The 24,059-nt window shown below is 66.7% G+C and carries 25 protein-coding genes and 1 tRNA gene; 15 read left to right on the forward strand and 11 right to left on the reverse strand.

Annotation, left to right across the window (positions count from 1 at the left end):
* Positions 1-8 precede the first annotated feature (8 nt).
* Genes RS901_RS07490 through RS901_RS07515 form a run of 6 tightly spaced genes read right to left on the reverse strand, consistent with a single transcriptional unit; the run spans position 9 to position 5,279 of the window.
* Positions 9-446, reverse strand: coding sequence for a universal stress protein (locus tag RS901_RS07490; RefSeq protein WP_316152495.1), 438 nt, complete (start codon positions 444-446; stop codon positions 9-11).
* Positions 447-487: 41 nt separating this feature from the next.
* Complete coding sequence (locus RS901_RS07495; protein WP_316152497.1) at positions 488-1,321, reverse strand: ABC transporter ATP-binding protein; 834 nt, start codon at positions 1,319-1,321, stop codon at positions 488-490.
* Positions 1,318-2,064, reverse strand: a complete 747-nt coding sequence (locus tag RS901_RS07500; protein ID WP_316152499.1) for an ABC transporter ATP-binding protein — start codon at positions 2,062-2,064, stop codon at positions 1,318-1,320. The genes RS901_RS07495 and RS901_RS07500 overlap by 4 nt, the downstream gene beginning before the upstream one ends.
* Entirely contained in the window at positions 2,061-3,077 is a 1,017-nt protein-coding gene (locus RS901_RS07505; protein WP_316152501.1) for a branched-chain amino acid ABC transporter permease, read from the reverse strand. The genes RS901_RS07500 and RS901_RS07505 overlap by 4 nt, the downstream gene beginning before the upstream one ends.
* On the reverse strand, positions 3,074-3,970 hold the full coding sequence (locus RS901_RS07510) for a branched-chain amino acid ABC transporter permease (RefSeq protein WP_316152503.1): 897 nt from the start codon (positions 3,968-3,970) through the stop codon (positions 3,074-3,076). The genes RS901_RS07505 and RS901_RS07510 overlap by 4 nt, the downstream gene beginning before the upstream one ends.
* Before the next feature lie 25 nt (positions 3,971-3,995).
* Entirely contained in the window at positions 3,996-5,279 is a 1,284-nt protein-coding gene (locus tag RS901_RS07515; RefSeq protein WP_316152504.1) for an amino acid ABC transporter substrate-binding protein, read from the reverse strand.
* A gap of 193 nt (positions 5,280-5,472) precedes the next feature.
* On the opposite strand from RS901_RS07515, the gene RS901_RS07520 reads away from it, so the two are divergent.
* From RS901_RS07520 to RS901_RS07540, 5 genes are read left to right on the forward strand one after another with little or no spacing between them, the layout of a single operon-like run.
* Positions 5,473-5,862 carry a twin-arginine translocation signal domain-containing protein gene (locus tag RS901_RS07520; protein WP_316152506.1) on the forward strand — a complete coding sequence of 130 codons (390 nt, stop codon included), beginning with the start codon at positions 5,473-5,475 and terminating at the stop codon, positions 5,860-5,862.
* Positions 5,823-6,863: an ABC transporter substrate-binding protein gene (locus RS901_RS07525; protein WP_316152508.1), complete on the forward strand. Its 1,041-nt coding sequence runs from the start codon at positions 5,823-5,825 to the stop codon at positions 6,861-6,863. Before RS901_RS07520 ends, RS901_RS07525 begins: the two co-directional genes overlap by 40 nt.
* Before the next feature lie 21 nt (positions 6,864-6,884).
* Complete coding sequence (locus tag RS901_RS07530) at positions 6,885-7,913, forward strand: ABC transporter ATP-binding protein (RefSeq protein WP_316152510.1); 1,029 nt, start codon at positions 6,885-6,887, stop codon at positions 7,911-7,913.
* The gene (locus tag RS901_RS07535; protein ID WP_316152512.1) at positions 7,910-8,857 is read left to right on the forward strand and encodes a sugar ABC transporter permease; all 948 of its coding nucleotides are present in this window, start codon (positions 7,910-7,912) and stop codon (positions 8,855-8,857) included. The genes RS901_RS07530 and RS901_RS07535 overlap by 4 nt, the downstream gene beginning before the upstream one ends.
* Before the next feature lies 1 nt (position 8,858).
* Positions 8,859-9,713, forward strand: coding sequence for a carbohydrate ABC transporter permease (locus RS901_RS07540; RefSeq protein ID WP_316152515.1), 855 nt, complete (start codon positions 8,859-8,861; stop codon positions 9,711-9,713).
* A 9-nt stretch (positions 9,714-9,722) separates the two neighbouring features.
* Here RS901_RS07540 and RS901_RS07545 read toward each other — a convergent pair whose 3' ends face one another.
* Both RS901_RS07545 and RS901_RS07550 read right to left on the reverse strand, forming a co-directional pair.
* Complete coding sequence (locus tag RS901_RS07545) at positions 9,723-9,917, reverse strand: DUF2905 domain-containing protein (protein WP_013955344.1); 195 nt, start codon at positions 9,915-9,917, stop codon at positions 9,723-9,725.
* Between the two features lie 16 nt (positions 9,918-9,933).
* Complete coding sequence (locus RS901_RS07550; protein WP_316152519.1) at positions 9,934-11,121, reverse strand: class I SAM-dependent methyltransferase; 1,188 nt, start codon at positions 11,119-11,121, stop codon at positions 9,934-9,936.
* A gap of 15 nt (positions 11,122-11,136) precedes the next feature.
* On the opposite strand from RS901_RS07550, the gene RS901_RS07555 reads away from it, so the two are divergent.
* From RS901_RS07555 to ttcA, 3 genes are all read left to right on the forward strand, one after another.
* On the forward strand, positions 11,137-11,991 hold the full coding sequence (locus tag RS901_RS07555) for an SDR family oxidoreductase (protein ID WP_316152521.1): 855 nt from the start codon (positions 11,137-11,139) through the stop codon (positions 11,989-11,991).
* An 87-nt stretch (positions 11,992-12,078) separates the two neighbouring features.
* Complete coding sequence (locus RS901_RS07560) at positions 12,079-12,480, forward strand: dihydroneopterin aldolase (RefSeq protein WP_011614433.1); 402 nt, start codon at positions 12,079-12,081, stop codon at positions 12,478-12,480.
* 109 nt (positions 12,481-12,589) lie between these two features.
* On the forward strand, positions 12,590-13,540 hold the full coding sequence (ttcA, locus tag RS901_RS07565; RefSeq protein WP_316152527.1) for a tRNA 2-thiocytidine(32) synthetase TtcA: 951 nt from the start codon (positions 12,590-12,592) through the stop codon (positions 13,538-13,540).
* A gap of 99 nt (positions 13,541-13,639) precedes the next feature.
* On the opposite strand, the gene RS901_RS07570 is transcribed toward ttcA, so the two are convergent.
* Positions 13,640-14,467, reverse strand: a complete 828-nt coding sequence (locus RS901_RS07570) for a DUF6279 family lipoprotein (RefSeq protein ID WP_316152529.1) — start codon at positions 14,465-14,467, stop codon at positions 13,640-13,642.
* A 290-nt stretch (positions 14,468-14,757) separates the two neighbouring features.
* On the opposite strand from RS901_RS07570, the gene glmU reads away from it, so the two are divergent.
* The gene (gene glmU / locus RS901_RS07575; RefSeq protein ID WP_316152530.1) at positions 14,758-16,122 is read left to right on the forward strand and encodes a bifunctional UDP-N-acetylglucosamine diphosphorylase/glucosamine-1-phosphate N-acetyltransferase GlmU; all 1,365 of its coding nucleotides are present in this window, start codon (positions 14,758-14,760) and stop codon (positions 16,120-16,122) included.
* 117 nt (positions 16,123-16,239) lie between these two features.
* Entirely contained in the window at positions 16,240-18,078 is a 1,839-nt protein-coding gene (glmS, locus tag RS901_RS07580; protein ID WP_316152533.1) for a glutamine--fructose-6-phosphate transaminase (isomerizing), read from the forward strand.
* Between the two features lie 70 nt (positions 18,079-18,148).
* Here the strand turns inward: glmS and RS901_RS07585 are convergent, their stop codons facing one another.
* Entirely contained in the window at positions 18,149-18,784 is a 636-nt protein-coding gene (locus RS901_RS07585) for a helix-turn-helix domain-containing protein (protein WP_316152534.1), read from the reverse strand.
* A 185-nt stretch (positions 18,785-18,969) separates the two neighbouring features.
* Between RS901_RS07585 and RS901_RS07590 the strand changes: the two genes are divergently transcribed.
* Positions 18,970-20,292, forward strand: coding sequence for an MFS transporter (locus RS901_RS07590; protein WP_316152536.1), 1,323 nt, complete (start codon positions 18,970-18,972; stop codon positions 20,290-20,292).
* A 29-nt stretch (positions 20,293-20,321) separates the two neighbouring features.
* On the opposite strand, the gene RS901_RS07595 is transcribed toward RS901_RS07590, so the two are convergent.
* Positions 20,322-21,263 carry a LysR family transcriptional regulator gene (locus tag RS901_RS07595; RefSeq protein WP_316152537.1) on the reverse strand — a complete coding sequence of 314 codons (942 nt, stop codon included), beginning with the start codon at positions 21,261-21,263 and terminating at the stop codon, positions 20,322-20,324.
* Positions 21,264-21,380: 117 nt separating this feature from the next.
* Between RS901_RS07595 and RS901_RS07600 the strand changes: the two genes are divergently transcribed.
* From RS901_RS07600 to RS901_RS07615, 4 genes are all read left to right on the forward strand, one after another.
* A complete protein-coding gene (locus RS901_RS07600; protein ID WP_035820636.1) occupies positions 21,381-22,373 on the forward strand; it encodes a Bug family tripartite tricarboxylate transporter substrate binding protein in 993 nt (330 codons plus the stop codon).
* Between the two features lie 294 nt (positions 22,374-22,667).
* Positions 22,668-23,135 (forward strand): bacterioferritin, encoded by a 468-nt coding sequence (gene bfr / locus RS901_RS07605; RefSeq protein ID WP_035820638.1) that lies wholly within the window; start codon positions 22,668-22,670, stop codon positions 23,133-23,135.
* Positions 23,136-23,221: 86 nt separating this feature from the next.
* Positions 23,222-23,296, forward strand: a tRNA-Cys gene (locus tag RS901_RS07610).
* Positions 23,297-23,615: 319 nt separating this feature from the next.
* Entirely contained in the window at positions 23,616-24,059 is a 444-nt protein-coding gene (locus RS901_RS07615; RefSeq protein WP_316152542.1) for a GNAT family N-acetyltransferase, read from the forward strand.

Here is a 24,059-nt window from a genome sequence, read left to right on the forward strand (position 1 = left end):
GCAAGACACTAGCGGTAGACCAGCACTGGGATCTGCGTGCGCGTGAGGACCCTCTGCGTCTCGCTGCCGATCACCAGTGCCTGCACCCCACGCCGCCCGTGCGAGGCCATCACGATCAGGTCGCACTTCCTCGCCTCGGCCTCGTCGATGATGGCCTGGAAGATGTGGTCGCCGGTGGGGCAGGCGGTTTCGCACGGCACGCCCGCCGCGGCGGCCTCCTGCGCGATCGTTGCCAGGTAGGCCTCGGCTTGCCGGTAGGCTTCCTGCATGAAGCGTTGCCGGGTTTCCTGGAGCAGGGCGGTCTGCAGGCGCATCACGTCATAGTGCGCGACGACCTGGACCGCGGTGAGGCGGGCCTGTATCGAGCTGGCCAGCTCGATGGCTTTGCGGTAGGCCGTATCGGACAGGTCCGAGCCGTCGACCGCCACGAGCAGATGCTTGAACATTTTGGTCTCCTTGTAAGCCGGCGCCGCACCGCAGCGGTGGCTCAGGCGCCAAGAAATAGCCGGCCGACCTCCGGGTCCCGGCTCAGTTCGTCACCGGTGCCGGCCATGGCCAGCTGCCCGGCCACCAGGACATAGCCGAGGTCGGCGAAGGCGAGCCCTTTGCGGGCGTTCTGCTCGACCAGGATGATGGTCTTGCCCTCGTCCTGCCGCAGCTGGCGCAGGCGTTCGAACACCAGATCGACATAGCGCGGCTCCAGCCCGATCGAGGGCTCGTCCACCAGCAGCACGGCGGGATCCATCATCAGTGCGCGCGAGATTTCGAGCAGCCTGCGCTCCCCGCCGGAGAGCACGCTGGCGCGCTGGCCGCGCCGTTGCGCGAGCGCGCCATGGCGCTGGAAGATGCGCTCGGCCGCAGCCCTGGCAGCTCGCGGGTGCGGCATCAGGTACCCGCCCATCAGCAGGTTTTCTTCGACCGTCATGTCGGGGAAGATCGAACCCTCCTGCAGTACATAGGCCACGCCTGCCTGCCGCAGCATCTGCTCGGCACGCAGGTGGGTGACCGGCGCGCCGGCCACGGTGATGGTCCCCGACATGACCCGGGCCAGGCCGCAGATGGCACGCAGCACCGTGGACTTGCCCGCGCCGTTCGGGCCGATCAGGCACAGCGACCCGCCGCGCGCCACGCGCAGGCTGAAGCCGTGCAGGATCTCCATGCCGCCATAGCCGGCGACCAGGTTGTCGACCGCGACCATTGGCGTGCCGCCGGCCAGTTGCTCAAGTTGTGCGACGGTTGGCCGGGGGCGCGAGAGCGCGGCGGCGAGTGTGGCGGCAGGCGCGTGGGCAAGCGGCTGGGCCATGGTGTGCGCGGTGCTCATGGCTGTCCTCCCAGGTAGGCCTCGATCACGGCGCGGTTGGCGGTGATCTGCGCTGGCGATCCCTGCGCCAACACCTCGCCATGCGCCAGGCAATAGATGTGGCCGGCCAGCTGCATCATCACCCGCATATTGTGTTCGATCACCAGCAGGGTGATGCCGAGCCGTGCGTTGATGTCCCTGAGCAGCGCGATCAGGCTGTCGGCCATCACCGGGTTCACGCCGGCGGTCGGCTCATCGAGCAGCAGCAGCTTGGGCTCGTTCATCAGGGCCATGCAGATCTCGAGCAGCTTCTGCTGCCCGAACGACAGGTCGGCGCCGCGCTGGTCCGCGTGGTCCAGCAGTCCTGCCATGCGCAGGATCTGGCGGGCCTGTTCTGCCACCGCCGGCGCCTGCCGCGTGCACATGGCGGCAAGGCCTTCATGCACATGGGGCACGCTGACCAGCAGGTTCTGCAGGCAGCTCATCTTGCCGAACACCCGCGTCTGCTGGAAGGTGCGCACCAGGCCCAGGCGGGCGATCTCGGGAACGCGCAGCCGCGAGATCTCGCGCCCGTCGAACGCGATCGATCCGCCGTCGATCGGGTGGTAGCCGACGATGGAATTGAACAGGGTCGTCTTGCCCGAACCGTTCGGCCCGATCAGGCCGACGATGCTGCCGTGCGGCACCTGCAGGGAAATGTCATGGTTGGCGACGACGCCGCCGAAGCGCTTGGTGACGCCGCGCACCGCAAGCAGGTCGGTCATGGCGCGGCACTCCCCGTGATGCGGCGGCGGTTGGCACTGTAGTCGCGCAGCCAGCCCATGATGCCGGTCGGGAACAGCACCACGATCAGCACGATCAGCACGCCCAGCGCAACGCGCTGCCAGTTCAGCAGGTAAGTCCAGAACAGCTCCTGGGTCAGGTGGAACAGCGCGGCGCCGATCACCGGGCCCCACAGCGTGCCCTTGCCGCCCAGGATTGCCATCACCACCATCCACACGCCGAAGGTGGCGCCGGCAAAGGCCAGCTCGCGCGGATCGATGAAGCCCACCAGGTTGCCCGTCAGGGCGCCCGCCATGCCGAGGAAGAGGGCGCACACGCACCAGGCCAGGATCTTGCAGCGCGTGGTATGCAGGCCGAGCGCCTCGGCCTTGTCCTCGTCATCTCGGATGGCATTGAGCGCAAGGCCGAATGGCCGCGCATAGAGCCAGCGCAGCGACAGCAGGGTCACCACCGCCAGCACCAGCATCGCGTAGTAGAAGAACTGCTCGCGGCTGCCGGCAGCACCCGGGAACAGCGGCAGCGTCATGCCCGAGCCCGCGCCGATGAAGTCCCAGCCGGCGGCGGCATCGGCGCAGGCGATGCCCAGGCCCAGCGTGCCGATGGCGAAGTAGTGCCCGCGCAGGCCGAGCATGGCCGGACCCAGTGCCAGCGCCGCCGCCACAGCCGCCAGCGCGGCCAGGCCGGTACCCGCCGCCAGGCCGGCGAAGTAACCCAGTCCGAAATCGCGCTGCGCCACCGCGCAGACATAGGCGCCCACGCCGAAGAACACGATGTTGCCGAAGGAGTTGTAGCCCATCTGCCCGCCCATCACGTCCCACGTCAGCGCGAACAGCACCATCAGCCAGAGAAAGGTCAGTTGCGTGGTGATGCCGGCGGACAGCCACGGCGCGATCAGCGCGCCCAGGCTGCCCGCAAGCAGCGCCAGCCAGGCCACCGGGGAGGTGGCCAGGAGATCCGATGCGGGCCGGCGCGCGCCGCGCAGGTGTAGGTTCATCGCAGGTAGCCGCGCCGCCGGCGCAGCATCAGGTTGCGGCTTACCAGGATCACCACCAGCAGCGCGTAGAGGAAGGCGGTCTGGTATTCGGTGCCGAGCAGGAAGCCGGCATAGTTCTCGGCAATGCCCAGCCCGCCGCCGGCGCCGAGCACCGGCAGCATGCTGCCCAGCCCGGCCACCACCACGATCATGAAGGCGCGCACGGTATAGGGCAGACCCAGGTAGGGGTGGATGATCCAGGTCATCGCCACCAGCCCGCCCGCCGCGCCGCAGATGGCGGCATTGAGCGCGAAGGTCGAAGCGTAGATGCGATCGGCGTTCACCCCCAGCACACGGGCAGCGCGCGCGTTCTGGGCTGTCGCCCGGATCGCCTGGCCGCGGCGCGAATGCCTGAGGAACAGCATCAGGCCGGCGCCCAGCGCCAGCGCTGCGGCGAACGCCGCCAGCTTGATCTTCGGCACCACCAGTCCGCCCGGCAGCAACAGGCTGCCCAGCCCCGCATCTAGCGTGCGCACGTTGGCGCCGAAGGCCAGGTTGGCGAACTGCTGCAGCACGATGCTCAGGCCGAAGGTGGCCAGCACCGAGACAAAGAGATCGCGCTCGACCAGGCGGAAGATGACGATGCGATAGAGTCCCCAGCCCACGCAGTACATCACCGCCGCTGCAACCGGCACGGCCAGCATTGCGGGCACGCCCTTGCCAACCAGCCAGATCACGGTATAGCCGCCCAGCATCACCAGCTCGCCCTGGGCTATGTTGATGAGATTCATCACGCCCCATACCAGCGCCATGCCATAGGCGGCCAGCGCAAAGATCGCGCCGGCCAGCAGGCCATCCACCACGAGCTGCAGGTTCAGCTCGGGACTCTGGACGAGGACCGCGAGATTGCTCATCTGCGTCAGGCCGCGCAGCAGCCCCCTATTTGCGCAGCGCCCAGGCAGGGGCCGGATAGATGACCTTCGACGACGCCCACTTGCCCGGTGCGACCACCTTGAACTTGCCGTCCTGCACCTGGTACAGCACCATCGACTTGGCGATGTTCTTGCCGCTCTGGTCAAACCTGAGCGGGCCGTAGAACGTCATCAGGTCGGTTTTTGCCAGGGCATCGCGGACCTTCTCCGTTTCGAAAGAGCCGGCACGCTCGAAGGCGTCGGCGAACGCCAGCACCGCGGCGGTGGACTCGGCCGCCTGGTATGGCGCCTCGTAGTGGTACTCCTTCTCGAAGCGCTGCGCGTACTGGTCAGCCGTGCCGAACCAGCGGTCCTTGTAGCTGAGCGTGCGGTCCCATTGCGAGCCGCACACCGCGAATTCGGCGCTCTTGCCGAATTTCTCGATGATCTGCGCGGAGTCGCAGTGCGTCAGCGCCAGCATCGGCACGTCGATGCGCATCTCCGCCAACTGCCGCACCGCCAGCGCCGCGCCTTTTTCATGGCCGGATACCACCAGGATGTCCGGCTTGAGCGCCTTCACCTTGGCCAGCGTGACCGACATGTCGTTCAGCTCGGGCGGCAGCTTGTCGTCGATCACCACCTGCATGCCCAGGCGTTTCGCATCCTCTTCCACGCCGTCGCGCACGTCCTGCGAGAAGTTGTCGTTCTCGATGGCGATGGCCACCTTGAGGTTCTTCGGCGACTTGCCTGCCCGCTGCGCTTCCTCGGCGGCGAGCTGGATGGCCGAGCGCAGATAGTAGTCGGAGGTGTTGAGCACCGCGAACATGTAGCGATAGCCCTGTGTGAACAGGTTGCGGTCCGCGCCGTTGCCCTCGACCATCGGGATCCGGTACTTCTCCGTGACCGGGGCGATCGCCTTGGTGAGCCCGGAGCTGTATGGCCCCAGCACGAACTTGACGCCGTCCTGGCTGATCAGCCGCTCGGCCAGCTGCGCGCCGCGGGCCGAAGTGGATTCGTCGTCGTAGAAGATGATCTTCAGCTGGTAGGCCTTGCCGCCGACCTTGACGCCGCCCATCTCGTTGATGCGCTTCGCGGCAAGCGTGTAGCCGTCCTGGGTGTTCTTGCCATTGGTGGAGTACTTGCCGGTCAGCGAGACCGCGGCACCGAGGACGATGGTGTCGCCCTCCACCTTGGCGGCGGCGGGGACCGACACGGCCAGGCCCAGACCGGCCAGGGCGCAGGCGGCGGCATGGCGCAAATGGATAGCGGACCTGGGATTGCCTGGCGAGCTTCGTGTAGATGCGTTTTTCATGGCACCTCCTCACTCTCTCCAACGTAGGACTCATTTCTGAAAGCGGAAGTGCCCGTATGTCACGGGTCCATCACTCCATGAGGTGTTCCCGGGATTCCCTATTCATGAAATGAGGCCTACGCTTGAGTTGATCAGGCAGATCGTTGCTCGACCGGGATGGGAGCCGACCGCTTTCTCGCACGAGGAGATAGCCATGGCCAAGACAGCGCATCCAGGTGGTACCCACGTGGCAGTCGCCACCAGCCCCGATACGAATACCAATACCGGCAGGCGCGGATTCATCCGGGCCACTGGCGCCATCGGGCTTGCCGCCGGCCTCGGACCTTTCGTGATCCCGCGCTACGCCCATGCGGCAAAGCACACGCTCAAGATCCTGCAGTGGAACCACTTCGTGCCTGGCTACGACAAGTGGTTCGACGACACCTATGTGAAGGAGTGGGGCCAGAAGAACGACACCGAGGTGGTGGTCGACCACGTCGGCATTCCCGCGCTGGCCCCTTCTGCGCCGCCGAAGTGTCGGCGCAGAAGGGGCATGACCTGTTCATGTTCCTGTCGCCGCCGCCGGTCTACGAGGAGCAGGTGATCGACCATCGAGAGCTTTATGAGGAATGCCAGCGCAAGCATGGCAAGCCGATGGAGCTGGCCATCAAGAGCACGTACAACCCGAAGACGAAGAAGTACTACGGCTTCTCTGACAGCTTCGTGCCGGACCCGATCAACTACCGCAAGGACCTCTGGGACGACGTCGGCATGAAGCCGCCGGACACCTGGCTTGACGTACTTGCCGCCGGCCGCAAGATCAAGGCCAAGAGCGGCATCCCGGTCGGCGTGGGGCTGTCCGCGGAACTCGACACCGCGATGGCGATGCGCGCCATCCTGTATGCCTTCGGCGGTTCGGTCCAGGATGACCGGCACACCGTGGTGCTGAACTCGAAGAACACCGTCGAAGCGGTGAAGTTCGTCAAGGCGCTGTACCAGGAGGCCATGACGCCGGAAGTGCTGGCATGGGACCCGTCGTCCAACAACCGCGCCATGCTGGCCGGCAAGATCTCGCTTTGCCTGAACGCCATCTCCATCACCCGCGAGGCCGAGAACAAGAACCTGCCGATCGCGCGCGACATCTGGTTGACGCAGGCCCTGCAGGGGCCAGTGCGGCGCATCGCGCTGGAGCACGTGATGGACTGCTACGTGATCTGGAAATTCGCCGAGAACATCGCCGGCGCGAAGAAATTCCTGGTCGACTATATCGACAACTTCCGGCAGGGCTTCCTGGGCAGCGAGTTCTACAACTTCCCCTGCTTCCCCAGCACCGTGCCCGACCTGCAGAAGCTGATCGCCGACGACCAGAAGGCCACGCCGCGCGACAAGTACAAGGTGCTCGGCGCGCTGATGAACCAGGCGACCAATGTCGGCTACCCCGGCTACGCCAACGCGGCTGTCGACGAGATCTTCAATACCTGGGTCCTCAACACCATGTTCGCCAAGGCAGCCACGGGCGACGAGACGCCGGAGAACGCGGTCCGGATCGCCGATGCCGCGTGCAAGCGCATTTTCGCCAAGTGGCGCGACAAGGGCATGGTGTAGCGCGCGGCTGGATATGGGGATATGGCTTCGGTAGAAGTTCGTTCGCTCACCAAGCATTTCGACGGCGCCAACGCGGTCGATAACGTCGACCTTGGCGCCCGCGATGCCGAGTTCCTGGTGCTGCTGGGGCCGTCCGGCTCCGGCAAGACCACGCTGCTGCGCCTGATTGCCGGGCTCGAGGCGCCCAGCCACGGCGATATCCTGGTGGACGGCCGCGTCGTCACGGCGCTGCCGCCCAGGCTGCGCAACATGGCGATGGTGTTCCAGAGCTACGCCTTGTACCCGCACCTGAATGTGTTCGACAACATCGCCTTTCCGCTGCGGGCCAGGCACATGTCGCGCGAGGAGACCGGCAGCAAGGTGGACTGGGCCGCGCAATTGTTCGGCATCGGCCATCTGCTGCAGCGCAAGCCGCGCCAGCTGTCCGGCGGCGAGCGCCAGCGGGTGGCGCTGGCGCGCGCGGTGGTGCGCGAGCCGGTGGCGTTCCTGCTCGACGAGCCCTTGTCCAATCTCGACGCCAAGCTGCGGACCTCGGCGCGTGACGAGCTGCAGCGCTTCCAGCGCCGGCTCGCCATCACCACCATCTACGTCACGCATGACCAGATCGAGGCGCTGGGCCTGGGCGACCGCATTGCCATCCTCGATCACGGCAGGATTCACCAGATCGGCACGCCGCAGGAGGTCTATGAACGTCCAGCCGATCTCTTCGTCGCCACCTTTATCGGCTCGCCGCCGATGAACCTGATCGAGGCCGACGGCGTCGTGACCGGATTCCGTCCCGAGCATTTCCTGCCGCGCGAAGCCTATCCCGCGGCGGATGCGCTGCGCGCCTTTGCCATGGACGTGACGCGCATCGAGAACCTGGGCTCGGACCGCCTGGTGTACGGCAAGCTGGAAGCGCCGCTGCCGCCGGCCAGCGTGGTCTCGCGCATTCCCTGCACGGTGACGGTCCCGATCGAGCCCGGTGCCGGCCACCGCTTCGTGGTGCGTGAACGCGATCTGCGCCGCTTCGACGCAAAATCCGGGGCCAGTCTGGGGGCCGCGCCGTGAAACCGCTGCATATCGCCACCGGGCAGCCCGCGCAGGACCAGGCGCGACAGCCCGCGCAGCGCCTGGCCGACGACGACCGCTGGCTTGGCCGCGCCATGCTCGCCCCGGCGGTGATCTACATCGCGCTGCTGGTCGGCTTCCCGTTCATGCTGTCGATCTACTACAGCCTTTCGGATGCCACCGTGGGCAGCCAGGTGCAGCACTTCGTCGGCCTGGAGAACTTCCGGCGCGTGCTGGAAAGCCATACGTTCTGGCGTTCGCTGCGCAACGCGCTGGTCTTCACGCTGGTGTCGCAGGTGCTGGTGGTGGTGCTGGCCAAGATGCTGGCGCTGGCGCTGTACCAGGACTTCCGCGGCAAATGGCTGGTGCGTCTGCTGATCCTGCTGCCGTGGGTGGCGCCGATCTCGCTCGGCACCATCGGCTGGCTGTGGATCTTCGATCCGGTCTACAGCATCATCAACTGGACCCTGGCCGCGGTCGGCGTGCTGGGGCCGCGCAACTGGCCGGTGTGGCTCGGCCAGCCGGAGCTGGCGATGGCCTCGGTCATCGTGGTGGATGTCTGGCGCCTGCTGCCGCTGGCCACGGTGATCATCCTCGCTGGCCTGAGCGGCATCCCGCAGGACATCCACGATGCCGCCGCCATGGATGGCGCCGGCTTCTGGCGGCACCTGTTCCTCATCAATATTCCGCTGGTGATGCCCATCATGCTGGTGGCGCTGCTGTTCGGCATCGTCTTCACCTTCACCGACATGATCATCATCTACGTGCTGACCCGCGGAGGGCCGTACGACACCACCCAGGTGCTGGCCAGCCTGGCCTTCTTCACCGGCATACAGGGCGGTGACCTGGCCGAAGGGGCCGCCATCTCGCTGTTCCTGTTCCCGGTGCTGGTAGCGGTCGTGATCGTGCTGCTGACCGTGGCGCGCCGCGCGGAGGTGACCTGAGATGCGCGCCGCCGCCATCACTTACCGGCGCTGGGCTGCGCGCGGTGCCCACTTCGGCCTGCTTGCCGCCTTCGTGGCGTTCTGCGCGTTTCCCTTCTACTGGATGCTGATCACGACCTTCAAGGATGTGCACGACCTGATCAACACCGCCAACAACCCGTTCCTGTTCAACCTGTCGCCGACGATGGAGAACCTGCGGATCCTGTTCGGCGAGACCCGCTATCTGCGCTGGGTGCTCAACACCCTGGTCGTGTCCGCAGGCGTGGTGCTGATCACGCTGCTGCTGGCCGTGCCCGCCGGCTACAGCCTGGCCCGGCTGTCGGGGCGATGGGGCCGGCAGTGGGCCATCGGCATCTTCCTGACCTACCTGATTCCGCCTACGATCCTGTTCATCCCGTTCTCGCGCATCATCGGCGCGCTGGGCCTGCAGGATTCGCTGTGGTCGCTGGTGCTGGTGTACCCCAGCTTCACGGTGCCGTTCTGCAGTTGGCTGATGATGGGGTTCTTCAAGGCGGTGCCGCGCGACATCGAGGAAGCCGCGATGATGGACGGCCTGAGCCGCTTCGGCGCGTTCCTGAAGGTGGTGGTGCCGCTGTCGTCGAGCGGGATACTGACCGTGGTGATCTTCAGCGCCACGCTGGCGATGCAGGAGTTCGTCTATGCGCTGACCTTCATCACCAGTTCGTCGCAGTACACGGTGAGCGTCGGCGTGCCGACCTTCCTGGTGCGGGGCGATGTCTATTTCTGGGGCTCGCTGATGGGCGCCTGCCTGATCGTCAGCGTGCCGGTGGCTGCGCTCTACAACATTTTCCTTGATCGCTTCGTCGCGGGGTTTACCGTCGGCGCGATCAAGTGATTCAGAAAACTAAAGCAGCTTGCCGATCACCAGCGCCACCATCGACAGCAGGATCGTCGAAGCAAACGGCAATACAAACTCGCGCCCGAACAGCCGGAAGCGCACATCCCCCGGCAGCCGTCCCAGCCCGACCTTCTGCAGCCAGGGCAGCGCCGCGGACAGGATGATCACGCTCAGGAAAATCGTCAGGGTCCAGCGCAGCATGGCGGCTCCGGTGCCGTTACAAGGTATGGCAGCGGTCGCCGCGGGTAAAGCCGTCCATCGGTTCGCTGTCGTCCAGGCCGCGCGTGAGCGCGATCACCTTGAACAGCTCGCCCATCTCGGCTTCTGACAACAGCTTCTGCACCGCATTGGCCTGCGGCAGGAAGGCGCGGGCGTCGGATGGGTCCAGCGCCATCAGCAGCTCGGTGATGCCAGCGTTCATCAGGAAGCGCGCCTGCGAGGCAAAGCCCGCCACGGTCAATCCCGCATCCACCGCGGCGAGCGCAATGCCGCTGAAATTCACGTGGGCGGTGATGTCCTGCAGGCCCGGGTACAGGAACGGGTCCGGGTGCGCATGATGGCGATAGTGGCACATCAGCGTGCCGCCGGCGCGCTGCGGGTGGTAGTACTCGCCCGCCGGGAAGCCGTAGTCGATAAGGAAGGCCGCGCCGCGCGCCAGCATGGCGCCGACCGCGCGGGTAAAGCCCTCGGCTTCGGCATGGGTCTCGGTGACGAGGTCGTGGTCGCCGGGGATGGCGCGCAGGGCCTCGGGCACGTCGGCATCGGCAAGCGGGCGGTCCTCGAAGCGGAAGGCGGGTGTGGAATCGCCGCCGCGCACTACGCCGCGCTCATGCCAGCGGCCGCCGTTGCGTGCGTAGAGCTGTACCGGCATCGCATCCAGCACTTCATTGCCGACGATCACGCCTTCAAAGCTGGCAGGCAGCGTATCGAGCCAGGTGACGCGGTCCGCCAGGTGCGGCGCGCGCTGCGCCAGCGTGGCCTGCTGGCGCGCGCGCAGTTCGCCCGACAGCTCGACGATGGCGTAGGTGTCAGGCAACTGGCCTTCCTGCTCCAGCCCCAGCAGCAGGTCCGCCGCCAGCCGGCCGGTGCCGGCGCCGAATTCCAGCATGCGCGGCAATCCCAGCGCCAGCAGCGGCGCGAACTGGCGCGCCAGCGTGCGCGCGAAAAAGGGGCTCAGCTCCGGGGCGGTGATGAAGTCGCTGCCATCGCGGGCATCGCGCCCGAACTTGGCCGAACCGCCGCTGTAATAGCCCAGGCCGGGCGCGTACAGTGCCAGCGCCATATAGCGGTCAAAGCCGATCCAGCCGCCGGCTGCGTCGATGGATTCGCCAATGCGGGCCGTAAGGGTATCGGACGCGGCCTGCGCGTCGGCGGGGGGAAGGGGTAAACTAGCGGCTTTCTGCATCCTGCGATTGTAGCAATGCCCGCATCCAAGACTCCTGCCAGCCAGACCGGTGACCAGACCCATAGCCAGACTGGCAGCCAGCGCGCCACCGCCCGCGGCGTGGCGCTGGTGACCGGCGGCGCGCGCCGCCTGGGCCGCGCCATCGCGCTTGAACTGGCCGCGCAGGGCTGGGACGTGGCCGTGCACTGCCATCGCTCGGTGGACGAGGCCGAGGCCCTGGCCGCGCAGATCCGCGCGCTGGGCCGCCGTGCCGCGGTGCTGCGCGCCGACCTGGCCGACGAGGCCGCCACCGGCCGCCTGGTGGCCGACTGCACCGCCGCGCTGGGCGTGCCCACTTGCCTGGTCAACAACGCTTCGCTGTTCCAGTACGACGTGGCGACCAGTTTCTCATATGCGTCGCTGGATACGCATATGCGCACCAACGTGGCGGCGCCGCTGCTGCTGGCGCGGGAACTGCACAAGGCCCTGGCGGCCGCTGCCGGCAACGACAAGGCCACCGAGCCGCGCGGCGTGGTGGTCAACCTGCTCGACCAGAAGCTGGATAACCTGAACCCGGACTTCCTGTCGTACACGCTGTCCAAGGCCGCGCTGCAGACCGCCACGGTGCAGCTGGCCCAGGCGCTGGCGCCGCGCCTGCGCGTGGTGGGCGTGGCCCCAGGAATCACGCTGGTTTCGGGCGAGCAGTCGGAGCAGAGCTTCCGCCGCGCGCACCGGGTGACGCCGCTGGGCCAGTCGTCCACGCCCGAGGACATCGCCCAGGCGGTGGCCTACCTGGCACAGGCGCGTGCCGTGACCGGCACCACGCTGTATGTGGACGGCGGCCAGCACCTGATGCCGCTGGCGCGCGACGTGATGTTCCTGACCGAGTAAGCTGGAAGCCAGCAACCGAATACCGTAGTGCCCTGATGTGCCGCGCCCGCCGGGAGCGGCTTCCTTTTTCCCCTCAGCAGCCCGCTCATGACCATGCTCGCCGCCCTTTCCCACCCCAGCCTGCAAGACTGCCGACGCATGTTCCTGCGCAACTACGAAGTGCAGATCAATATCGGCGTGCACGAATTCGAGAAGAAGGGCGAACAGCGGGTGCTGATCAATATCGACCTGTTCGTGCCGCTGGCGCAGAGCACCCCGCAGGCCGACAAGCTCGATGAAGTGGTCGACTACGACTTCATGCGCAACACCGTGGCCGAGCGCATGGCACAGGGCCACGTGCACCTGCAGGAAACGCTATGCGATGACGTGGCGCGCGCGATGCTCAAGCATCCCAAGGTGCGCGCGGTGCGTGTCTCGACCGAAAAACCCGACGTGTACCCGGACTGCGATTCGGTCGGCGTCGAGGTCTTCCATATCAAGCAGGCCTGAGCCGCGGGTCCACTGGCGCCAGCACCGTGCGGGCGCCTAAAGTAAAATGTTGCCCCTTCGCGCCGCGCCGGCCATTCCATCCGGCGGGCGCCACGCAACAGGATGCCCCATGAGCCACTCGAACAACTTCTACCGCCTCGAGACGAGGCTGCAATCGCAAACCGGCAAGGCCATCGGCGACTTCGGCATGATCGAGGACGGCGATACCGTGCTGGTCTGCATGAGTGGCGGCAAGGACTCGTACACCATGCTGTCGGTCCTGATGGCGCTGCAAAAACGCGCGCCGATCCGGTTCAAGCTGATCGCGATGAACCTGGACCAGAAGCAGCCTGGCTTCCCGGAACACATCCTGCCCGAGTACCTGAAGTCGGTCGGCGTGGAATATGTGATCGTCGAGGCGGATACCTACTCGATCGTCAAGGAGAAGGTGCCCGAGGGCAAGACCACCTGCTCGCTGTGCTCGCGCCTGCGCCGCGGCGTGATCTACCGCACCGCCAAGGAGCTGGGCGCCAACAAGATCGCGCTGGGCCACCACCGCGACGACATCGTCCAGACCTTCTTCCTGAACATGTTCTTCGGCGGCAAGATGAAGGCGATGCCACCCAAGCTGTCGACCGACGACGGCCAACACATCGTGATCCGCCCGCTGGCGTACTGCTCGGAGAAGGACATCGCGTCGTACGCGCGCGCCATGGAATTCCCGATCATCCCGTGCAACCTGTGCGGCTCGCAGGAAAACCTGCAGCGCAAGAAGGTCAGCGAGATGCTGCAGGACTGGGAGCGCCAGAACCCGGGCCGTATCGACAATATCTTCTCGGCGCTGCGCAACGTGGTGCCGTCGCACCTGGCCGATACCGACCTGTTCCCGTTCACCGGGCTGGCCACTGGGCTGGCCAAGGTGGATGAGGCCTCACTGTTCGGCGAAACCACTTTCCAGCAGCAGCCGCTGATGTTTGCCGGCAACGTGGAAGAGAACCGGATGGAGTTCGTGCGCTTCGAGCGCCCGCCCGCGGTTGCCGCGGCACCGGCACCGGCGGCGGAGCAGGCCGGCACGCAGTAAGACCGCCGGCAGCCTAAGCTTGCCGCCCGTTTTCTCCCCTCTCCCGCAAGCGCGAGAGGGGGCGAGCAATCGGTTTTTTCAATTGCCCTTTCAATTGCCCTAATTCGCAGCCGCCGCGCGCACCGGGGCGTTTGCCTTCTCGCGCATCAACGCATGCGTGTCGTCGATCCATTTCTGGAACCGGTCTTGCGCATGCGCCTTCTGCTGCGGCGTGGTCATGTTGGCGATGGCCACGGTCAGCGCGATGCCTGCGTTGTCACTGGCTTCATGGCTGGCGGCAAGCCTGGCTGGCGGGTTCTGCCAGTATTCGCGGAAGCGGTGCAGCATGTCTATCACCTGCGCCTTGGGTGGCTGCGTGGCCTGCACGTAGCGCACCATCTTGAGCCATTCCTGCTGCCGGGCGACGCGCTCGGCGTAGCGCGCCTCGGCATTCTGCACCACCGGGCCTATCCTGGCGCGGATGGCCTTTTCCTGAACGCTGGAGAAGTTGCCGTAGACCAGCCGCGCGTACTCCATCACCTTGTCATAGCGCGCTTCCTCGCGCTCGGCAGGGTCTGGATTCAGGAATTTCTTGCGGTACTTGGTATTGCCCTCGGCAAATTTCTTCTCCATGCGGCCGATCTGCTCAGGCGTCAGCGTCAGCAACAGGTCGGCGAGGTCGGGCATCGTCTGTTCGAAGGACTTGCGCGCCAGTTGCTGCGAGGCGTCCTGGAAGTGCTCGACCGTGGCCGGTGTCACCGGTTGGCGCACGTCGGCCTTGGCCCGCTGCAGCAAGGTGGCGATTTCCGGCAATTGCGCCTTGCGATGCCAGGCAAAAAAGCGCGCGATGGCCTCGCGCGTGAGCGGTTCCTGGGCCGTGGTGACATCGACGTAGTTGTCGATCCACCAGTACGCCAGGTGGTCACCCTGCTGGTATCCCAGCTTCATGGCGCTGCAGGCGCACAAGGCCGCCGCGCCCAGAATCGCGAAAATCCGCCGGGCCCAGCAATTGTGAAATTCAGAAACGGCGGTCCGATGCGCAGAAACCGCCATGTTAAAATCGGCGCGCATCGCAACCGGGCTGCCCAGGTGGCCGCCAGCCAAGTCCTGGCAAGGGTTTGCGGGATTATGCGCAGGCCTGGCCGCACGTTTTCGCCAAGCCTGGCGGCGCAGTCCGCCAAACACCCGGCTGGCGTTTTCAAGAATATTTTCGGACACACTCACTTAGGGGTCTCCTTGTGAATATCGTCATTCTCGCCGCGGGCATGGGCAAGCGGATGTATTCCGATTTGCCCAAGGTACTGCACCCGGTAGCCGGCCGGCCCATGCTCGCGCATGTCCTGGACACGGCCCGTGCGCTGTCGCCGTCGCGGCTGGCGGTCGTGGTCGGCCACGGTGCCGAGCGCGTGCGCGAGGCCGTTGCCGCCGCCGATGTCGCCTTTGCCGAACAGCCCCAGCAGCTTGGCACGGGCCATGCGGTGATGCAGGCACTTCCCTTGTTGGACGACAGCCAGCCCACGTTGGTTCTGTACGGTGACGTGCCGCTTACCAGCGCTGCCACGCTCCAGGCACTCGTGGCCGAAGCCGGCACCCAGCGCTTTGGCGTGCTGACCGTGGAAATGCCAGACCCGACCGGCTATGGCCGCATCGTGCGCGATGCCGCGGGCAGCATCGTCCGCATTGTCGAGCAGAAGGACGCCAGCGACGCCGAGAAGGCGATCCGCGAGATCAACACCGGCATTATCGTGTGCCCCACCGGCCACCTGCGCAAGTGGCTGTCGACGCTGCGCAACGACAATGCCCAGGGCGAGTACTACCTGACCGACACGGTCGAGCGCGCCGTGGCCGATGGCGTGGAGACCGTCTCGGCCCAGCCGGCGGCGATCTGGGAGACGCTCGGCGTCAACAGCAAGCTGCAGCTGGCCGAGGTCGAGCGCATCCACCAGGGCAACCAGGCCCGGCGCCTGCTGGAAGCCGGCGTGACGCTGCTGGATCCGGCCCGCATCGACGTGCGCGGCGAACTGAACTGCGGGCGCGACGTTACCATCGACGTCGGCTGCGTATTCGAAGGGCGCGTGCACCTGGAAGACGGTGTGCGCATCGGTGCCCATTGCGTGATCCGCAACAGCACCGTCGGCGCCGGCGCCCAGGTGCACCCGTTCTGCCATATCGACGAGGCGAAGGTTGGCCCCGCCGGGCGCATCGGGCCGTACGCGCGGCTGCGCCCCGGCACCGAGCTGGGCGAGGACGTGCATATCGGCAACTTTGTCGAGGTCAAGAACGCCCAGGTGGCCGCGCACAGCAAGGCCAACCACCTGGCTTATGTGGGCGATGCCACGGTGGGGTCGCGCGTCAATATTGGCGCGGGTACCATCACCTGCAACTATGACGGGGTGAACAAGCACCGCACGGTGATCGAGGACGATGTCTTTATCGGCTCCGACACCCAGCTGGTGGCCCCGGTGACGGTGCGCCGCGGCGCCACGCTGGGCGCCGGCACCACGCTGACCAAGGAGGCGCCCGCCGACAAGCTGACGCTGTCGCGGGCCAAGCAGCTGACCATCGACGCCTGGCAGCGCCCGGTCAAGCAGCCGAAGAAGTAAGCGTCAGAGGGCCGCCAGCGGGCGGCCAGGGCACGCGCCGCCTCGGCGAGGCGGCGCCACAGGATTCATACCGGCGCCGGAGGTCTTCGGGCAGGCGCCAGCAAACGGGGGTTCAGCATGTGTGGCATCGTCGGCGCGGTTTCCACGCGCAATATCGTTCCGGTCCTGATCGAAGGGCTGCGCCGCCTGGAGTATCGCGGCTATGACTCGTGCGGCGTCGCCGTCGTGCGCGACGATGCGGTCGAGCGCGCGCGCACCGTGTCACGCGTGGCCGACCTGGACGCGCAGACGCAGGCTTCCGGCCTGTCCGGCCTCACCGGCGTGGCGCATACGCGCTGGGCCACGCATGGCAAGCCCGATACCGTCAACGCCCACCCGCACCTGTCGGGCGAGACCATCGCGCTGGTGCACAACGGCATCATCGAGAACTACGAGCCGTTGCGCGAAGAACTGCGCGCGGTCGGCTACGGCTTTGAATCGCAGACCGATACCGAGGTGGTTGCCCACCTGATCCACCAGGCCTACACCTACCCCAGCAGTGCCACGCGCGGCGACCTGTTCGCCTCGGTGCGCGCGGTGACCAAGCGCCTGCACGGCGCCTACGCCATCGCCGTGTTCGCCAAGGACCAGCCGGGCCGCGTGGTCGGCGCGCGCGCCGGTTCGCCGCTGGTGGTGGCGCTGGGCGAGAACGAGGCCTTCCTGGCCTCCGACGCGCTGGCCGTGGCCGGCACCGCCAACCGCATCATCTACCTGGAAGAGGGCGATGTGGTCGAGATCACGCTGGACGGCGTGACCATCCACGACGTCGACGACCACCCGGTCGAGCGCGAGGCGCGCGTGGTCGAAGCGCACGCCGCATCGGTGGAACTGGGCCCGTACCGCCACTTCATGCAGAAGGAGATCTTCGAGCAGCCGCGCGCGCTGGGCGACACGCTCGAAGGCATCGAGGCCATATCGCCGGAACTGTTCGGCAGCGGCGCCGCCGAGGTCTTTGCCGGCATCGACAGCGTGCTGATCCTGGCCTGCGGCACCAGCTACTACTCCGGCTGCACCGCCAAATACTGGCTGGAGAGCATTGCCAGGATCCCGACCCAGGTCGAGGTCGCCAGCGAATACCGCTACCGCGAAACCGTGCCCAACCCGCGCGCGCTGGTGGTGGTGATCTCGCAGTCCGGCGAGACCGCTGACACCATGGCCGCGCTGCGCCATGCGCGCGCGCTTGGCCACGTGCACACGCTGGCGGTCTGCAATGTGGCCACCAGCGCCATGGTGCGCGAGACCGAGCTGCGCTTCCTGACGCGCGCCGGCACCGAGATCGGCGTGGCCTCGACCAAGGCCTTCACCACGCAGCTGGCCGCGCTCTACATGCTGACGCTGGCGCTGGCCAAAACGCGCGGCCTGCTCACCGAAGAGACCGAGGCCAAGGACCTGGCCAACCTGCGCCACCTGCCCGCCGCGCTGCATGGCGTGCTGGCGCTGGAGCCGCAGATCATCGCCTGGTCGGAAGACTTCGCGCGCCGCGAGAACGCACTGTTCCTCGGCCGCGGCCTGCACTACCCGATCGCGCTGGAAGGCGCGCTCAAGCTCAAGGAAATCTCCTATATCCACGCCGAGGCCTACCCGGCGGGCGAGCTCAAGCACGGCCCGCTGGCACTGGTCACCGAAGCCATGCCGGTGGTCACCGTCGCCCCCAACGACGCACTGCTGGAAAAGCTCAAGTCCAACATCCAGGAAGTGCGCGCCCGCGGTGGCCGCCTGTACGTGTTTGCCGACAGCGACACGCAGATCCAGTCGTCCGATGGCATCCAGGTGATCCGCCTGCCCGAGCACTACGGCGACCTTTCGCCGATCCTGCACGTGGTGCCGCTGCAGCTGCTGGCCTACCACACGGCCTGCGCCCGCGGTACCGACGTGGACAAGCCGCGTAACCTGGCGAAGTCGGTGACGGTGGAGTAAGGCGAGGGCAGCCCCCTTGCTGGAAGAACCAAGAGGCCCCGCGGGGCCTCTTTGCATTGGCGGAGCGTGGCTATGCCACGTACAGCAGGAACGCCCGTGCCATCTCCCGGTCCAGCCGCCGATCCGACAGCGCAAAGGTGCTGTCGCGGTTGATCAGCGCATACAGCAGGGTGCCGGCCAGCGCCTGGTGCGCAAAGCGGATGCGCAGTTCCAGTTCCGGCGAGGCGCCCGCCGGGTGCAGCCGCGCCAGGCGTGAAACCAGGTCGTCCATGTACTGCCGGTTGAGCTGCCGGATCGGATCCTCGCCGATGGTGACGCGGGCAACCAGCGAGGCACGCAGCACCCCGGCATTGCGGTAGGCCCAGATGCGGCTGTCGCGCGCCAGCGCGCACACGGCGTCTTCCAGCGTCGGCGGGCATGTGTCGAGTTGCGCAAGACGCTCGGCCATGCCCTTGCGCAGCGTGGCCAGCGCCAGGGCCTGCAGCGCCTTGAAATAGCTCTCCTTGCCTTCGAAGCGGCTGTAGAACGCGCCGGTCGTGACGCCGGCGTGCGCGCAGATTTCCTGGATCGAGACCTGTTCCAGCGTGCGCTCGCGCAGCAGCCGGCGGCCGGCTTCCAGCAGCAGCAGCGTGGTGCGCAGGCCACGCGAATAGCGCGGTGCGGCATAGCCGGCGTGGCCTTCCAGCCCGGTCAGCTTGTTTTCCATGACGCCCATTCTCCCCGCGGGGCGTGGCCCGGGCCCGCCCCGTCATGTCCGTGTTTTTACGGATGTCGTGAACCGTATCCGGCCAACATACTGGCCCGAAAACGTAATCCATATTACGAATTGAGCGGCGGCGTGCCTATCAGGTGCCGCCCGGAGACCGATGTCCGCCCTTCGGGAGACCTCGCATGACCATGTCCTACCAGCCGCGCCGCGCGTGGCTGACCGCAGCGCTGTTGTTCTTCTTCCTGGTGGTCAACGCCATGGACAAGATGGTGGTGGGCCTGCTCGCCGCGCCGATGATGGATGAACTGGGGCTGACGCCGGCGCAGTTCGGCCTGGTCGGCAGCAGCTTCTTCTGGCTGTTCGCGGTGTCCGGCGTGCTGGGCGGCTTTCTTGCCAACCGCACGCCGACCTCGCGGCTGCTGGTCTGCATGGCGCTGGCATGGTCGCTGTGCCAGATCCCGCTGGCGCTGTCGTCCAGCCTGGCGGTGCTGATCGTCTCGCGCATCCTGCTGGGCTTCATGGAAGGGCCGGCTGCGCCGGTGGCGATCCACGCCTGCTACAAGTGGTTTCCAAACAGCCGGCGCAACCTGCCGGTCGCGGTGCTGACGCAGGGGGCCGGGATCGGCATCGTGCTGGCGGGCTTCCTGATCCCGGCGGTTGCCGTGCATTGGGGCTGGCGCGCCAATTTCTACGTGCTGGCGGCGCTGGGCGTGCTGTGGGCCGTGGTCTGGCTGGCGCTCGGGCGCGAAGGGACGCTCGACGAACGCCCGGCGGGGCACGATGCCCCCCACGCCTCCGCGGCCGCCAGCGCGCCGCTGCGCCTGCCGTACCGCGTCTTGCTGAGCGATCCCACGGTGCTCGGCTGCTTCGCGCTGCGGCTGGCGGCGTACTGGGGCCTGGCGCTGTGCCTGACCTGGATCCCGGCCTACCTGCAGAGCGGGCTGGGCTTCGGCCACGCCGTCAGCGGCAAGCTGTTCGCGCTGATCATCGGCACCAACCTGCCGTTGACGCTGGCCATTGCATGGTTCTCTGAACGGCTGCTGGCGCGCGGCGTGTCGTCGCGGCTGGCGCGCGGGCGGGTCTCGGCCGGCATGCTGCTGATGGCCGGCGGCTTCTTCCTGTTGCTGCTGTGGCCGGACACCACGCCGGCCATGCGGGTGGGCCTGCTGGTAGTGGCCTGCGTGTGCGCGCCGGCGATCTATTCGCTGGGCCCGGCGATGCTGGCCGAGGTCGTGCCGGCGGGGCAGCGCGGTGCGATCCTCGCCATCGATGCGTCGGTGTCGTCGCTGGCCGGCGTGCTGGCGCCGCTGGTCACGGGTGTGCTGGTGCAGAACGTTCCGGGGGCACGCGGTTTTGAACTTGGCCTGGCCGTCTGCGGCGCGATCATGGTGGTGGCGGCGCTGGCCGGGCTGTACGTGGTCAACCCTGAGCGCTCGCGCCGCCGGCTGGCCGCGCACCTGCCGGCGCGTGTCGATGCGGGGCAGCCCGCGGTGGCTGCTGGCTGAATCCCGAACGCCCGGGCTATGACCCGGGCTTACGGCCCGGCACCGCCGCTGGCTTGCGCCACCGCTTCGTGCACCAGCGCCGCGAATGCGCGCATGGCCGGCGACGGTGAGCGCCCGGCCAGCGACACGATCCCATACTGCGCCCTCAGCTCGGTTGGCGGGTGCATCGGCAGGGCCACGGCCATGCCTTGCGCGCAGGCGTCGGCCATCATCGCCACGGGCACCAGCGCCACGGCATCGACGGCCAGCAGCAGCGAGCGCAGCGCGTGCATGTCGTTGCAGGTGACGGTCATCAGCCCGGGCGCGTCCTCGGAGACCGGGCCGCTGCCACCGCGGGCTTCATGCAGTGCCTGCCGGAAGAAGCGAAGGATATGCGCCGGCAGCCGGGTCCCGGCCACCGGATAGGCGCGCAGTTCAGCCAGGGTGACTTCGCGCTGCCGCGCCAGCGGATGCCCGCTGCGGACGAAGAATGCCGTTTCCAGCGCCGGCAGCCGGTCAATCTGCAGGTGTCCCAGTTCCGCCAGGCTGCGGCTTTCGCCGACAAAGACATCGAGGCGTTCCGCTTCGAGCGAACGCCGCATGGCCGGCGTGTCGGCGGTCTCCAGGTCGATGCGCAGATGCGGGTAGCGTCGCACCAGCGCCTCGAGCACGGGATCGAGCAGGAACGATGCCGCAAACGGCCCGAAGCCCGCGCGGATCGTGCCGATCTCTACTTCCTCCAGCAGTTGCAGGTCGCGCCGCAACTCGCGCTGTTCGCGCAGCATGCGGCGCGCGCGCTCGAGCGCCAGCATGCCGGCCGCGGTTGGCCGCACCTTGCCGTAGCTGCGGTCGATCAGCGGCCCCAGGTCTGCTTCCAGCGCCTGGATGCTGCGCGTCAGCGCCGGCTGCGACAGGTGCAGGGCGCCGGCGGCACGGGCAAAGCTGCCTTGCTCGACCAGCGTGACGAAGTGATGCAGCTGCCTTAGCCCCACGTCAGCCCCATGAATTAACTATTTTTGCATCAAAAACTGAAAAATATTGCATTGGACGTAATTTCTCAAGCCCGCTAACGTTGTCCTCCAAAACCATAAAGACGACCTGGAGACGACATGAACCGACGCGCATGGCTCGCGCTGGCCGCTGGCGGGCTGACTGGCGGGCTTTCGCTCAGCCTGGCCCTGCCCGCTGCGGCACAGACCTATCCCGCCAAACCGATCCGCATCGTGGTGCCTTATGTGGCCGGCGGCGGCACTGACACTATCGCCCGTGCCATGGGCGAAAAGCTCAGCAAGCGCCTGGGCCAGCCCGTGGTGGTGGACAACAAGGCGGGCGCCTCGGGCATCATCGGCACCGACGCCGTGGCCAAGGCCGCGCCGGATGGCTACACGCTGTTGATGACCCTGACGCAGTCGGTGCTGACCAACCAGTTCCTGTACCAGAAGCTGCCCTACGATCCGCGCAAGGACCTGACCATGATCAGCGTGCTGGCCGATGCGCAGTTGGTGCTGGTGGCCCATCCGTCGGTGCCGGCGCGCACCGTGCGTGAACTGGGCGAATACGCGCGCAGCCGGCCAGGCAAGCTCAGCTATGCCTCGTGGGGAGTGGGTTCGCTGTCGCACCTGAGCGGCGCCTACTACAGCAAGCTGGTGCACGGCCAGGCCACGCACGTGCCCTACAAGGGCGAGGCGCCGATGATGCAGGACCTGCTGGGCGGGCAGGTGCAGTTCGGCTTTGCCAGCATCCTGACCGCCAAGCCCTATATCCAGAGCGGCAAGCTCAAGGCGCTGGCGGTGACCGGCACGCAGCGCAGCAGCGCGCTGCCTGACATGCCCACCTTCGCTGAGTCCGGCATGCAGGACAGCGCCTTCAAGACCGTCGGCTGGATCGGTTTGGTGGCTCCGGTGGGCGTGCCCGCGCCGATTCTCGCCAGGCTTGAAGGCGAAGTCCGCGCCATCCTGCAGGCGCCCGACATGCAGGAGCGACTGGTCGCGCTGGGGCTGCGCACGGTGGGCAGCTCGCCGGCCGAGGCGCAGGCGCTGTATGCGCGCGACTGGCCGGTGCTGAAGACGCTGGTGGCGGATTCGGGCGCAAAGCTCGACTGATTTTCAAGACTGGTTCCCGATGGCGGGCGGCGCGGCAATTGCCGTGTGCGCCCGCTTTTCTATTTGCACAATGCCGCGCGATGCGCTTTTGGAAACCGAATGGAAACCATTGGTATTCGCATCTGCAATGGCGCGTGAAAACCCGGCGAAAATGCGGCAGCAAGGCTGAATTTGCTTGATGTCCGCTCTTGCCGGACTACCATGAAATTCGCGGCGGGATTATCACTGCGGGGTTTTCGTGATTACGAAAATGAGAGTGGGTCCATCGGTTTTGAGGGGGCGTTGGGGGCAGTCATGAAAAGCGACAAGAAGGTGATCCAGTTGCTCAATGGCCAGCTACGTCATGAGTTGACTGCGATCAACCAGTATTTCCTGCATGCCCGCATGTACCGGCATTGGGGGCTCGGTGCGCTGGGCAAGCACGAGTACGAGGAATCGATCGAGGAAATGAAGCACGCGGACAAGCTGATCGAGCGCATCCTGTTGCTCGATGGCCTGCCCAACCTGCAGGACCTGGACAAGCTGCTGGTCGGCGAGAACACCGAGGAGATGCTCGGCTGCGACCTGAAGCTCGAACAGGTGTCGCAGGCCAGCTGCAAGGAAGCGATCAAGTTTTTCGAGTCGGTCGGCGATTATGTCTCGCGCGAGATCGTGGTCGATATCCTGGCCGACACCGAGGAACATATCGACTGGCTCGAGGCACAGCTGGAACTGGTGAACAAGGTCGGGTTGCAGAACTACATCCAGTCCGCGATGGGTTAGGGTCCGGCCCCGTCTCCTGCAAAGATTTCCATTTCCCGCTACACTGCGGCCCGCAGCACGTAGCGTCGCACAGACGCAGCGTCAGCGGCGGGGTGGCAGAGTGGTGATGCAACGGCCTGCAAAGCCGTATACGACGGTTCGATTCCGTATCCCCGCCTCCAGTGCTTCTTTGCCTGGCACAAGTTGCCGGGCTGTCCTGCGCGCGCCCGCGCAATGTCCCCGGTTTTCATGCGCCTGTCACAGTGACCGGTCATGCACGGCTGCCATGCCGTGATGCGCGTAATTGCCGCGATGGCGCGGGCCATTCCGGACCCCCTTTTTTCCGTTACTTCCCCAATAGAACAACGCCACCGAATCGGGTAATGTTGCCTGACAGGCCACATGGCCTGCGTGCAACCCGTGCCGCCGGTGGCGGCACAGCCATGTCCGGGCTTCCATGGTGTTCCCGTCGCGAGGTGATGTGAAAAAGAGAGGCTCCAGATGATCAAAGACTTGCGGATCCGGGCGGCCATGCCCTCGGACGCGCCAGCCGTGGGCAGCGTGCTGGAACGCTGCGGTCTGCCCGTGGACGATGTGGTCCGCTTGCTCGAGCACTTCCACGTTGCCATCCTTGGCGCGCAGATCATTGCCTGCGCTGCCGGCGAGCGCTTCGGCGAGACCGTGGTGATCCGCAGTGTTGCCGTATTGCCTGAACACCGCGACCAGGGCGTGGCCACGCATGTGGTGCGCGCCGCGCTGATGCGCGCTCGCGCCAATGGCGCGAGGCGCGCGGTGCTGCTGGCCTCAAGCTGCCCGAGCTATTTCGCGCGCTACGGTTTTACGCTGGTGCCGGCCGCGAAGCTGCCGGCCGAGGTCATGTCATCGAGCGAATTCCACCGCCATACCGATACGCCGCCGCTATGCATGTGGTGCGAGCTGGACTGA

The sequence above is a fragment of the Cupriavidus sp. BIC8F genome (genome assembly GCF_032465815.1).
GTDB classification, from domain to species: domain Bacteria; phylum Pseudomonadota; class Gammaproteobacteria; order Burkholderiales; family Burkholderiaceae; genus Cupriavidus; species Cupriavidus necator.